Consider the following 12,832-nt stretch of genomic DNA (forward strand, 5'->3'; position numbering starts at 1 on the left):
CTGAACCCGCCCCGCCCCCCGAGCCGCTGCGCTTGCAGCGCGCGCCCCAGTTGCCCGCGCTGCAGGCACTGCGCGCACTCGAGGCCGCTGCCCGCCACCGCAGCTTCTCGCGCGCGGCGGAGGAACTGGCGCTGACTCACAGCGCCATCAGCCACCATCTGCGCGCGCTGGAGGACAAGCTGGGCACCAAGCTGTTCCAGCGCACCGGCCACCTGATGATGCCAACCAATGTGGGCGCGCGGCTGGCCGAGCGGATTCGCGACGGGCTGGCGGAACTGGAAGACGGCCTGCGCGAGGCCAGCAACGGTGGCGCGCCGCAGGTGGTGCGGCTGGAAGTCAGCGTCATGGCCGACCTGGCCAACGCTTGGCTGATCCGCCGCCTGCCGAGCCTGCACGCTGCCCTGCCGGGGCTGGACTTGCATCTGCGGCTGCACGCCGAGATCACGCCGCCCGATCCGTACTCGGTGGACGTGGGGATCTGGCACCAGCGCGTGGACCTGCCCGGCTTTGCCTGCCACAACCTGATCGAAGACCATGTCATCGCGGTGGCCAGCCCGGCACTGCTCGCGCGCTACCCCGGCTTCACGCTGGCCGACCTGCCGCGGCTGCCAATGCTGCGCTTCGCGCTGCGGCCGTGGCGCGACTGGCTGGAAAGCGCCGGCCTGCCTGGCACGGAACCCGAGCGCGGGCCGATCTTCCAGGACGCCGGCATGATGCTGCAATCGGCGGTGGCGGGGCTTGGCGTGGCCACCGCGCGCCTGCAACTCGCCAGCGACTACCTTGCCAGCGGCGAGCTGGTGCAGATCGGCACCACCCGCATCCCGTCCAGCCTGCACTACTGGGTGACCTGGCGCGAAGGCAATCCACGCGAGAAGGTCATCCTGCGGTTCCATAGCTGGCTGCAAAGCCAGGTGGCGGCCGCCGCCCCGCGCGCGCCGCTTGATGCACCTGCACCAGATACACAGCCGGGCGCCTGAGACCTAGCGTCCGGCAGCCCGCAGCGCTTCGATGCGCTCGCGCGTGAGCGGATGCGTGGAGAAAAAGCTGTCGCCATCGTCGCCATCCCCGTTGTTGCCGCCATCCTCCGCGGCACGCCGGCTGCGGCGCTCCCGCTTGGTTTCGCGCTCGCCGGAGGCGGCTGGCGTGCTGGCCTCGCTCCCGCCATCGGCCTTGGCCGCCTGGGCTTCCGCCTGCCGGGCGTGGGCGTCCTCCAGCGCCTGCAGGACGTCGGCAAACGCCGACACCGGCAAGTGGTTGCGCTGCATGACCTCCACCGCATACGCATCCGCCGCGCGCTCATGGTCGCGCGAGTAGCGCAGGGTCAGGATCGCGGCGGGCACGCCCGCCAGCACGGTGGAATAGTCACCAAAGAAATAGGCCGCCAGCGCGCCCACCGCCGAGGCCTGGAGGATCTGCTGCAGGCCATGGCGCTCGGCCACGTGCCCGGCCTCGTGGGCGAGCACGCCCATGAGGCCCGGGCCCACGCCGGTCAGCTTGACGAGTTCATCGGTCACCACGATGGTGCCGCCCGGCAGGGCCAGTGCATTGGGCCCGAGCTTGCCACCGTGGCGGAACAGGATCTCGTACTCGTGGCCAGGATCGGCCGGGCGCACCAGCGCGGCGAAGTCGGCGCGAATCCGTTGCTGCTGCGCCTGCGGCAGAGCCGAGGGCATGAGCAGGCCATGATCGATGCTGGTAAGCGTGGCCTCGCCGAGGCGGGCTTCCAGCGTCGGCGGCACGCTGCGCGCCACCATGCCGGCGCCCCAGGGCAAGACGTAGAAATATCCCAGCAGCAGCGCCGCGGCCAGGCCCAGCACGGACAGCAGCGCCAGCCGCCAGCTGTTCTGCGCACGCACCACCCAGCCCTCGCGGTAGCCACTGGCGCCCAGCAAGGCGGCAAAACCGGCGTGGTCGGTGACCTCGCAGAAGGCGCCATCGGCAAACGTGACCAGGCGCGGCGCGCGTTTGACCCGTTCGGAGACACGCAGCGCAGCCAGCGGCGCACGGCGCAGCACCGTGCCAAGTGCATCGCGCAACACCGCATCGCGCCCTTCGATGGAGAGCATCACCCGATGGGCACGCGACGAGCGGCCATCGAAGTAAGTGGCGGCTACCGGGGCGGTGGCCGTGGCGTCGGGGATATCCTGCATCAGGGCCTTGGTATCGAAGTGAACGAGGCTTGCGCGGCGATGACTACGATGACTGCGGTCACAGCGCGATGTCGATGTCGTACCAGTCCACCGCGGCGTCGCCCAGCGCACCCACATGCTGCGTCTCGCCAGCCACGAAGGCGTCCAGCGGACCCGCCGCGAGCATGGTCATGCTCTCGATACGGTAGCGCATCGAGCGCACGCGCGCGAACGGCAGGAACAGGCCCAGCGTCAGTGCATTGGCGATCATGTTGGTGGCGAAGATAAACAACAGGCGACCCGCCTTGACCTCGCTGCGAAACGCGTGCGGCGCCAGCGTGGTGTGATTCCACACCAGGTTCTGCAGCCGCGCCATGAAGAAGGGGCCGACCGCCATCATCGCCACGAAAAAGCCAATGACGGCCATGATCCCCGCCACCGCCGGCGCGCCCATGCCCGCCCCCATGCCAGCGCCAATCCCGGCGCCGATGCCCCTGCCCAGCATGCCGCCGGCCACGCTCATCCCCACCACGACCGCCACCATCATGCCGAATGCGCGCAGGTAGACGCCATAGAAGCCGCCCGCGCTCGCGCTGATGCCGAAGGGCGCGGTGCCAAAGCGGGTGTTGTCATGCTGGTATTGCTTGAAGCGCTGGTGCGCCAGCGGCGCCAGTGCATAGAGGCTGAGCGCCGTGAGCACTGGCCAGAGCAGGAACACCTTGTAGGCCTGGGCATCGCTCCCGGTAAAGGCGAAGCGCAGGCCGCGGTAGCTGGAGTTCGCCATGCGAAAACGCAAGGACCGCACCAGCAACAGCGGAAACACCACCGCCAGAGCCAGGCCCAGCGCCAAGGCCACGAACAGCGAAATATGGCTGGCAAGCTGGAACACCATCGCCAGGCCAAACACGATGGCGCGGCCCTTGAGGATGGCCGAAGCACGGCCGTGGTAGTCGAAGCTCGCGCCGTCCAGCCGCGTGTTGCGGTAGAAGTACTGCATCGTGCGGACCTTGGCCCAGGCCGAATAGATGCCCAGCGTGACAATGGTCAGCAAGGTATTGACGATCCAGATGCGGAAAAACTCCGATCCCGAGCCGATGAACTCGAACCGCAGAGGACGCACCGTGGCGGCCGGCTGCTCATATGCCGCCGCGTGGAACGCATTGTTGTCTAGCTGCATCCTGCTTTCTCCCGTGAATTGTGCAATTTGGCGGTGCGCCGGCAAACCGCAGTGCCCGCACGCCGCGCGACGATATCCCTTATCCCGGCATGGCGGCCAGCAATGTATCAGGAATGCAACCAAATCGATCGTATTCGCCAGCCGTGACAGGAAGTTCCCTCCTCATCCAACAAGGCGAGGAAAAGCCCGGGCCAATGTGACTCAGTTAACACTCGTCACCCTATCAGGCTACATCTTTTGTCGCTGGCGCACTGTTTCGGCACGTGTGGTATGCCGCTGGCCCTTCCCTCCGGCAGTCGGTGGGCATTATTGTGCACAGTCAATTTGCGCGGGGTTGTATCAACGCTGCAACCATTCGCACGGTCGTGCGGCGACTGCTCCACCACCCGAATACGTTCTCACGAATACCCTTTGGATGGTTCCCGGGCGATGTAGTAAAGGAAGCCTCACCCATCTCTTTCGCCACTTTTGGTGATCTGAGAGAAGTCAGAGCATCGCTTTTCGCCATGCCGGCCATGCTGCGGCGCACACAACAGCCCCGAAGGCAGTAACGACAAGGAAACACTTTGTTACAAGAAACGCAGAATGTAACAAGTTCGCAAAATGCATTCTTAACAAAATCAGCAGTTTACAAACCATGGCACGTTCGTCGCTCTTGTCTTCGTTACAAAGAGCAGAGCGACCGAAAAGATTGCCGATGTCAGCAAATACGGTACGCCAGGGATGCCGGCGACAAGGCGGTGCAAAACCGCCAGCCGCGGCATCACGATAATCAGACTTGAACGGGGAGTGGAGCAGTGGCCGTGACAGGGCTTGCTTCGCGGGGAGGTTAAGCGCCGGGCCAGCGCCGTTTTCAGAATCCATGGCCCACGCCGCACACGGTAGCAGCAACGCTGCCGGTGCGGCGATTTCTATCTGCTTTGCAGTACTTTCAGGCGCGGGCTCGGTTCCAGCGGGACGGTGGAACCGGCCCGCCGCACTATCTCGCGGCTTCGGAGGTTCAGAGAGGCTGCGGCTGGGCGACGTGTTGGCCGAGCACTGGAGGTCTGGCCGCTCTGCATACACGCAGCAAGCCTGCCGTCAGGGCCCACAAACCCACGCCACCCACGACATCCACCAGGTAATGCCCCCCCTCCGTCGGCGTCGACAGGATCATCGCCAGGTTCAGCAGGCATGCGACCACGAACCCGGTGCGGGTCCAGCGCATCGTTTGCACAAAGATCAGCGCCATGGCGGTGTGATAGGACGGAATGGACACCAGCCCCTGTACGTGCGCGAGATCGAATACCTGCATCGCTCCGGCACGTAATACGTTGAAGTGTGAAACGCTGGCCATCTCGGCGGCGCTTGCCACGCCGAACGAGACATAAGCCCCGGCGGCTGGCCAAGGGGCGGCAATCAGCAACAGCAGCGTGCACGAGAGAATCATGTTGGACATGAACTCACGCAAGTGTTCAGCCCGCCCCGCCAGACCGGTCAGCATGGGAACCAGGAGCAGCTGAGCCAGGCCGCTGGCGTAAGCCAACTGCAGAATGAGAGTCACTGCGGGCCGCGCCCTGACCCAGTTGTAGACCTGCGGCCAGTCAAAACCCAACAGCTTGTCCAACTCGGCCAGCCTGGCATCCATCAGAGGCGGGGCCAGCGTGATCATCAAATAAGACATCACGCTCATGATATTGGTGAAGGCTACCAGCAGAGCGCCACATTGCGCCACTAGCGCCAGCCGCCGATAGTGCAGTCCGCGCGATGTGGCTGTCACCCGCGGCATGCCTGCGATCAAGCTGAGAATCAGCGCAATGCCGGCAAGCATCGCCACGGCCCTGCCGATGGCAACGAGGCTGGCATGGGCCACGGAACGCCCGCTTGCCGCGAGCCAGATCGAATCCAGAACCAGAAACCCGAGCGCGATCATCCATCTGATCGCATCCCCCCGCGTGAAGACCCTATCGCCTGTTTTCATTTTGCAGCCCCTCCCCGGACTCATCCAGCTGCGCGCCCCGCTCGCTCGTCTCAGGCGAGGTACTGCATGCAAGATAGCTTAGTCGGGCTGCGTCCGGCATCGACTCTACGTGGGACTACCAAAGTACTAGGCGCCCAGGTATCGCTCCCCGAGCCGCCGGTTGCCTGGGGCAATTCCGCCGAGGCGCCATGCCTTTGCCGCTGCGGACCCGTTTTCACAAATGCAACCAATCCGCGTGAAACCGGCGATCTATGTAAGGCATGCGCAACTCATCCATACAGATGAGTCCGGGCCGCGTTCTGGCTTGTGAAAAGTACGCTGCGCGCTATATCGTCCATCCTTCGGACTACGACTTTTGCAGTTAGCAAGAATCTCTCGTACTTTCGTTCTCATCGGTACGTGCGACTGATAGTTCTTTCCAACCCTCGCACCGAGTACCGCCGGAGATACGCATTTTCAGAAATGCAACCATTCGACCCGCTGGTGCCGGGAGAGATCCCTACCGCAGGCCACATGCCGGCAATGGGAAAACCCGCACCCGGGATGGAAGCACGGGCTTGGAAATGCGAAGCAGCCGTTCCATTCAACAAACACAAGGTGCTAGAACTTCGCATTTCACGGTCGGGGGCATTCCGAATCCCAAGATTCGCAGGACGATGCGCAGTAACACGGAAGAAACATTCTGTTACACACTTGCGTTGGCAAGTAGCGAACTCACAACCGGCCCTGTTAGTGAAATCAATGACTTAGCAGCGTTGGCACGTTCGTCGCATTTATGCTTCGCAGAACATGTGATCGGACTAAAGCCGCAAGCCAGACCACAACAACCGGCGCCGCCTCGCGAGCGCCAAGTCCGGCGACAAGGTTATAAAGTACCCGCAAGCCCAGGCGGGACCAGGGGAGGGGCTCAGGCGCAGGGCCGCGCCAGATAACTACACGGCCCAGGCAGGACAGGCATGCAAAAACGTGCCTGCCCGATGATAGATGGTTGCAGTCATTTCAGGCGCGGGTCGATCCGTAAATGGTCAGGATCGACCCGCGGCACCTGCGCAAGGCGCGATGCACAGTCCATGACGTGCCGCGTGCGGGTGCTCCGGCGGGCTTTGCCCGTTGGCAGGGTTCCTGAAGTCAGTGGGGACGGGAGGTTCACCATGCGAGTCGGGTCCGGGGAGCTTGTCGGCATCATGCCGACGTTCAATTTTCACCCTCGTTCGTGACAAGCTGGCATTCGTGCTTAGCCAGGTGCGGTGATCGAGCCGGGCCCGATGTGGCCCGGACCCGAGCGCCATGCAACTGGCAAACTGAAGACCCTCCATCCCCGAAGCCGCGATGCGCTGGATCAAGCATCGCCCTTCAAGAAGACCGCGAACTAGCACAAGTCCGGAACGGACACTAGCTCGCAACAAGAAGAAGAGATCGGGGGAGGGTTATATGACCGCGTACGTCAATCGTCCGCTGCTGTATCTGTCGCAGCATCACGACGCCATGCGTTGCAGGTTCCTGGCGCAACAAGGCTGGAAGCTGATCTTCGCGTCAAGCCAGCGAGAGCTCGATGCACTCGCCCAGGACACACAGCCCATCAGCGGGCTCCTCGATATACACAGTGGATTCAGTGACGCCGAACTCGAGTCGTTCGAGCCTTGGCTCGCTCAGCCGAATATGAGTTGGGTCGCCACTGTCACGAGCAAGGAAGCGCTCTCGGATTCAGCGCGCCGTTTGCTCGGGCTGCACTTCGTCGACTACTACAGAGATCCTTGCGATATGTCGGCGCTGGCCCATTCCCTGGGCCACGCGGTCGGCATGGTGCAGTTGCGCCTGGAGGCCTCGCATCCTCCGACCCCGGCGAGCGGCCTCGACGGCATGATCGGCAATTGCGCTGCCATGCAAAGCCTGTTTCGCGGCATAGAGAAAGTCTCCAGGTGGGATACGCCGGTGCTCATCGCCGGCGAATCGGGCACGGGCAAGGAGCTAGCCGCCCAGGCGATCCACCGCGCTTCCCGGCGTGCCGGGCAGCCCTTCGTGGCGGTCAACTGCGCGGCAATTCCCCCCACCCTGCTCATGTCGGAACTGTTCGGCTACGAGCGCGGCGCCTTCACCGGCGCGCTCAAGCGCAAGCCCGGGCGCATCGAGATGGCACACGGGGGCACCCTCTTCCTCGACGAGATCGGAGATATGCCTCTCGAAAGCCAGGCCAGCCTGCTGCGCTTTCTGGAAACCGGCCGCATAGAAAGGCTGGGCAGCACCGAGTCGATCACGGTCGATGCGCGCATTGTGTCTGCCACGCACGTCGATCTCGACGCAGCAGTTGCGGCAGAACGCTTCCGCGGCGACCTCTATCACCGCCTGTGCGTGCTGCGCGTCAAGCAGCCGCCGTTGCGCGAACGGGAAGGCGATATCACGCTGCTGGCCGAGCATATCCTGAACAATATCCGCTCGCATTCACCGGATCATATCAAGGGCTTCTCGCCAGCAGCGCTGCGCGCCCTCAGTGCGCATGACTGGCCCGGCAACGTCCGCGAACTGATCAACCGTACCCGGCATGCGGCAGCCATGTGCGAGAACGGCGTCATCACGCCGTGCGACCTGGACCTGCAACCACCTCCCGAGATCCGCCCCCAGACACTGGCGGAAGTGCGCGAGGCGGCGGAGCTGAATGCCGTCAAGGAGGCCTTGCAACGGCACCACGAGCGGCTTATCGACGTGGCCGCGGAGTTGGGGATCTCGCGAGTCACACTCTTCCGGATGATGCGCGAGCACAGGCTTCAGGTGAGAAAAGGCGGGTTAGGCATGGTTTGCCTGCAAGGCTAGTCCAATGCCAGAAAGCGCGTTAGTACAGGAGCAAAGCCATGTCGCCCGATGCCTATCTTGAAATGGCGCAAACCGAAGCCGCTCACTGGTGGTTCCGCGGCCGCCGGGATATCGTCGCAGACATGATCAAGCGCCTGCGCTTGCCGGCCGACGCGTCCATCCTCGAAGTGGGGGCCGGCACGGGCGGCAATCTCGCCATGCTATCCCGCTTTGGCAAGGTGAGCGCCGTCGAAATGGATGCCACCGCACGGCAAATCGCCGAACAGAAGACGGCAGGCCAATTCGATATCCGCGGCGGCAGGTGGCCCGACGATGTCCCATTTTCCGCGCCGGGCTTCGACCTCATCTGCTTTCTGGATTGCCTTGAGCATATCGCCGAGGATACCGCCTCGCTTGTGAGCGCACGACGCATTCTGAAGCCAGGCGGCGCGGTGCTGATCACCGTGCCAGCCTATCAGTGGCTCTGGAGCCGGCACGACGAATTCCTGCACCACCAGCGGCGTTACAGCCGGCAGGCTTTGCGCGCAACCGTCAGCGCGGCGGGCCTGGAGCTCGAGCGGATATCGCACTTCAACGCCCTGCTGTGCCCGTTTGCCATTGCCGCGCGGCTCAAGGACCGGCTCAGCGGCAGCCTTGCCTCGACGGGCAGCGCGGTGCCCGCCGCACCGCTCAATGCCCTGCTGCACCGGATATTCTCCGCGGAACGGCACTGGCTCTCGATGTCACCCTTGCCCTTCGGCATCTCCCTGCTGGCTGTTGCCCGGCTGCCGTGAGCGCACGGATCGATCGCGCCGGTACCCGGCTTATGCGCTTCGCCCTGTCAGGTGCCGCAGCGACCCTGCTGCATGTGACAACGGCCTCGACACTCATCGCCTGGGGCTCGGCGTCACCCATGCTGGCCAACGGTGTTGCCTTCATCATGGCAACGGGTTGCTCCTACCTGCTCAATACACTGTGGAGCTTCTCGAGCCGGCTGCACCGCAAGAATCTCGCGCGCTTTCTTGTTGTATCCGCGCTCGCGCTGATCCTCACGGTGCTCATCTCCTGGGCCGTCCAGGCAACGGGGGGCAGCTACTGGATCGGTTTGCTGGTGATCGTCATGGTGGTGACGCCTTTCAGCTTCCTGATGCATAAGCTCTGGACCTACCGATAAACTGCCCCCAGCAACATCCATCACCGCTCCTGGGATACTCGCCGCACGCTGGCCAGGTTGACCACCCGCTTGCCGGCGGCAAACTGCCCCGTCTGGCGCCGTTCCTGATAGCGACGGCGCACCAGGTAGATGGGCCGCCCCTTGGCTTCGTAGTAGATGCGGCCGACATACTCCCCTACCACACCGATGCCGATCAGCTGAACTCCGCCAAAAAACAGCAGCACCGAAAGCAAGGAGGCATAGCCGGGCACCTCCACACCAAGCACAATCGTGCGCGCAATAATAAAGATGCCGTACCAGAAAGCGATAGAGGCGATCAGGAACCCCAGATACGTCCATACGCGCAGCGGCAGCGTGCTGAAGCTGGTAATGCCCTCCAGGGCGAGATTCCACAAACGCCAGCCCGAAAACTTGGAATGTCCTGCATTACGCGCCTCACGCTCGTAGGGCACGATCACGGTCCGATAGCCCACCCAGGCGAACAGGCCTTTCATGAATCTCCTGCGCTCCGGCAACTGCTTGAGCGCATTGACGACCACGCGGTCCATCAGCCGGAAATCGCCGACGTTCTCCGGCAGCTTCAATTCCGACAGATAGTTATGCACCCGGTAGTAGGCCAGCGCCGCCGTGCGCTTGAGAAACGAATCGCACGAGCGGCTCGCGCGTTGAGCGAGGACGACCTCGGCCCCCTCCCGCCAGCGCGCAACCAGGACGGGAATCAGGCTTGGCGGATCCTGCAGGTCCGCATCGATCGGGATGACCGCATCGCCAAGCGCCTCATCGATCCCTGCGGTGAGCGCGGCTTCCTTGCCAAAATTCCGCGTGAGGTCGATCACCCTCACGCGAGCGTCCCGCCGTGATATCTCGAGCAGCTTTTCCAGCGTGCCGTCGTTGCTGCCATCATTGACGCAGACGATCTCGAACGTGGCCGCCTCGATCGATTCAAGTACTGGCACGACGGATTTGAAGAATCCTGGAATGGCATCGCGCTCATTGAAAAATGGCACCACCAGAGAGATCTGCTTGCTATCGTATTGATCAATCATGACCCACCTCCCCCACCCGCGTTTCATTGTTGTGGCACGGCTCCGGGTGCTGAACTCGCTCCGTGCGGATTCGACGGACTATATGAAACAACGTTGCCAGGATCGCAAGCGGCATGAACTGGAATCCGATCGCCTGGACAACAAGCAACCCGAGCAGTGGCGTGAGCCAAAGGACGAGTAGCAACTCCTTCTCCCAGCGCATCCATCCGCGCTCGATGGCGTAACCGGCAAGCCAGAGAATCACGAAACCGAGAAATGCGAGGTCGTAGTCGTAGAGATAAGGACTGAGCATCAGCGTGGCCGCCATCAAAGCGCTCGCCCGCAGCGGGAAACTGGCCGGCCGGCACCACGCATAGATCACGACGCCGGCGGCAAGGGCCGCCACCATGGCATGGATGCCATAGGAGAGCGCGAGATTGCCGCCCAGCAATCTCACCAAGGCAAACACGGTCGGCATCCGGACGAGCTTTGCTTCGCCACCCTCCACCGCGAGGCGTGCCATGTCTGCATTGGCGAGGAATGAGAAAAAGGTCTGCGTGCCGAACACCGAAGCGCTCAAGGCCAGCAGCGCGGCTGAGGAAGCCACCATGGCTGCCAGCGCCTTCCAGGCCCGAGCACAAACCAGTGCAAGCGGGAACAGCAACGCCAGGTGTGGCTTGATGGTCAGGATTCCCATCACCAGCCCGGCAGCAACCGGGTGACGCCGCACCATCGTCAGCGAGAGCGCGGCCAGACCGGAAGTGAGCAAGGCATTCTGCCCCGTTGCGCACACCACGGCGATACCGGGGAAGGCCATGCCTGGCAGCCATGCGCCGCGCCAAAAAGCAATGCGGCTCCCCGCCCACAGGTAGAGCGCACCGGTCGTCCCGATAAAAGCCCCGTACGCAGCACCGAATGAAAGCAGCGCCAACGGACAGACCAGCAGCAGGAAGCTAGGCGGATAAAGCCACGGAAGCGTGCCCCCGGCGGAGGCGAGGGCCGGCATTGCGGCGATCTCGACCAGCCGCAAGGTGGCGTCATCGTAGGCACCCGTAGGGTTGCCGTTCAGGGCAAGCTGGGCGGCGCTCCAGAAGGCGACGAAGTCGCCGCCGAACAGGCTCGCATCACCTTGCCTCGACAGACAGGCACGCCAGATCCAGATCGAGAAGAAGAGAACGTAGGCGACGAGCGCCACGGCCGAGTACAGGCGCACCCGCTCGGCGTTCAGCCAGTGCTCGCCCGGCTGCTGCTCGCCATCGACTGCGGCAGCCACTCTCATTGTGCGCATGTCACGCTCCACGCCACCGGGATGCCCGCCCGCCGCAGGATTGCGCCGGCCACCAGGATCAGGATCACGGGACCGATCTGCGGGAGCTTCATGAAGGGATTAAGAAGTTCATACAAGGGCAAGAGCCACACGACTATCAGCAATTGCTGCTCGCCGCGCAGCCATCCTCGCCTGAGGCAGTCGCTCACCATGCCGACAATGGCAAGCCCCATCCAGGTCAGCTCATAGCCATGAAGATATGGGGTCGTCAGCATCGTGGCCGTGGCGAGCATGGCGACGCGAAGCCCTGCGGGAGTCTGCCGCAACCAGACATAGAGCAGGCCACAGATCGAAAACAAGGCAACCAGGCCTTGGGCCAGGTAAGCCTGGGCGATGCTGCCGCCGGACAGGCGCACCGCCGCAAACGCGGTCGGCGAAATGAGCCACCCCTGCGGGCTATGCTCAATCAGCTGCACCCGCGCCAGTTCGGCAGCGCCAAGAAAGGCCGGGATGGTTTCCCAGCCAAACGCTACCAGGCTGGCGCTAAGCAACGCGAGTGCGGTCAGGGCCGCGACGGCGAGGGCTCTCCAGGCCCGCGCCGCGATCAAGGCAATGGGGAACAAGAGGCCGAGTTGCGGCTTGATACAGAGCAGGCCAATACAAACGCCGGCGAGCACCGGGCGCCGCTGCAGCCAGTACATCGATAGCGCCGCCAAGCTGGCTGTCAGCATGGAGTTCTGCCCCAGCAAGAGGGTCAGCAAAACCCCAGGAAACGCGACGATCGGCAGCCAATTCCCAGACCTCCAGCTCGTTGCGGAACCAAGCAACCTTAGCAGGGACGTTACATAGAGATACGCCGTGCCGGCTGAGAAGAGGAAATAGCTGACCGGGAACGGCAGCAGCGCCAATGGCAGCACAGCCAGCAGGAATGTCGGCGGATAGAGCCAGGGCATAAAGAAATCGCCGCCTGAGGCCTGCGAGCCGAACGCCGCCATTACCGGGGCCAGCGACTCAAACACATAGGCATCCTGCGCAGAGCCTTGCAGCGCTAGATAGGAAGCGCTCCAGAATACGGAAAAATCCACCCCGGGACGCGCCGCATGGCCGCTCATGAAGCCGTTGCTGGCCCATCCCCAAGCGACAACAAATAGACCGAAGAACACCAGCACGACAACGCTGTAGAAGCGAACCCGGTCGAGGCCGAGCGCGTCGGACCGCGGGGATTCCTTGCCTTCGCGCATTCTGGCCCTCACAATCCGCTCCTGTTCATGTCCTCGCAATGGCGCGTTTCTCGTACGTTGAAAAAGGCGCTA

General features: G+C 63.4%; 11 protein-coding genes. 4 read left to right on the forward strand and 7 right to left on the reverse strand.

The window, feature by feature from the left end; all coding sequences use genetic code 11:
• Positions 1 to 26: 26 nt before the first annotated feature.
• The gene (locus AC1RWI_RS28365) at positions 27 to 977 is read left to right on the forward strand and encodes a LysR substrate-binding domain-containing protein (RefSeq protein ID WP_052494750.1); all 951 of its coding nucleotides are present in this window, start codon (positions 27 to 29) and stop codon (positions 975 to 977) included.
• Between the two features lie 3 nt (positions 978 to 980).
• On the opposite strand, the gene AC1RWI_RS28370 is transcribed toward AC1RWI_RS28365, so the two are convergent.
• From AC1RWI_RS28370 to AC1RWI_RS28385, 4 genes are all read right to left on the reverse strand, one after another.
• The gene (locus AC1RWI_RS28370; RefSeq protein WP_052494442.1) at positions 981 to 2,150 is read right to left on the reverse strand and encodes a M48 family metallopeptidase; all 1,170 of its coding nucleotides are present in this window, start codon (positions 2,148 to 2,150) and stop codon (positions 981 to 983) included.
• 58 nt (positions 2,151 to 2,208) lie between these two features.
• Complete coding sequence (locus AC1RWI_RS28375) at positions 2,209 to 3,306, reverse strand: YjgN family protein (protein WP_043344402.1); 1,098 nt, start codon at positions 3,304 to 3,306, stop codon at positions 2,209 to 2,211.
• Between the two features lie 486 nt (positions 3,307 to 3,792).
• Positions 3,793 to 4,170, reverse strand: a complete 378-nt coding sequence (locus tag AC1RWI_RS28380; RefSeq protein ID WP_144409737.1) for a hypothetical protein — start codon at positions 4,168 to 4,170, stop codon at positions 3,793 to 3,795.
• Positions 4,171 to 4,306: 136 nt separating this feature from the next.
• Positions 4,307 to 5,266, reverse strand: coding sequence for a phosphatase PAP2 family protein (locus AC1RWI_RS28385; RefSeq protein WP_043344399.1), 960 nt, complete (start codon positions 5,264 to 5,266; stop codon positions 4,307 to 4,309).
• 1,431 nt (positions 5,267 to 6,697) lie between these two features.
• Here AC1RWI_RS28385 and AC1RWI_RS28390 point away from each other — a divergent pair.
• From AC1RWI_RS28390 to AC1RWI_RS28400, 3 genes are read left to right on the forward strand one after another with little or no spacing between them, the layout of a single operon-like run.
• Positions 6,698 to 8,074 carry a sigma-54 dependent transcriptional regulator gene (locus tag AC1RWI_RS28390; protein ID WP_043344397.1) on the forward strand — a complete coding sequence of 459 codons (1,377 nt, stop codon included), beginning with the start codon at positions 6,698 to 6,700 and terminating at the stop codon, positions 8,072 to 8,074.
• Positions 8,075 to 8,112: 38 nt separating this feature from the next.
• Positions 8,113 to 8,847 (forward strand): class I SAM-dependent methyltransferase, encoded by a 735-nt coding sequence (locus AC1RWI_RS28395; protein WP_043344396.1) that lies wholly within the window; start codon positions 8,113 to 8,115, stop codon positions 8,845 to 8,847.
• A 32-nt stretch (positions 8,848 to 8,879) separates the two neighbouring features.
• Positions 8,880 to 9,227, forward strand: coding sequence for a GtrA family protein (locus tag AC1RWI_RS28400; protein ID WP_052494441.1), 348 nt, complete (start codon positions 8,880 to 8,882; stop codon positions 9,225 to 9,227).
• 20 nt (positions 9,228 to 9,247) lie between these two features.
• Here AC1RWI_RS28400 and AC1RWI_RS28405 read toward each other — a convergent pair whose 3' ends face one another.
• Genes AC1RWI_RS28405 through AC1RWI_RS28415 form a run of 3 tightly spaced genes read right to left on the reverse strand, consistent with a single transcriptional unit; the run spans position 9,248 to position 12,760 of the window.
• Complete coding sequence (locus AC1RWI_RS28405; protein ID WP_043344394.1) at positions 9,248 to 10,273, reverse strand: glycosyltransferase family 2 protein; 1,026 nt, start codon at positions 10,271 to 10,273, stop codon at positions 9,248 to 9,250.
• Positions 10,266 to 11,540, reverse strand: a complete 1,275-nt coding sequence (locus tag AC1RWI_RS28410; protein ID WP_492869977.1) for a glycosyltransferase family 87 protein — start codon at positions 11,538 to 11,540, stop codon at positions 10,266 to 10,268. The genes AC1RWI_RS28405 and AC1RWI_RS28410 overlap by 8 nt, the downstream gene beginning before the upstream one ends.
• Positions 11,528 to 12,760 carry a glycosyltransferase family 87 protein gene (locus AC1RWI_RS28415; protein ID WP_492869978.1) on the reverse strand — a complete coding sequence of 411 codons (1,233 nt, stop codon included), beginning with the start codon at positions 12,758 to 12,760 and terminating at the stop codon, positions 11,528 to 11,530. The genes AC1RWI_RS28410 and AC1RWI_RS28415 overlap by 13 nt, the downstream gene beginning before the upstream one ends.
• Positions 12,761 to 12,832: the final 72 nt, after the last annotated feature.

This window comes from Cupriavidus sp. MPR-AND1C (assembly GCF_058809705.1).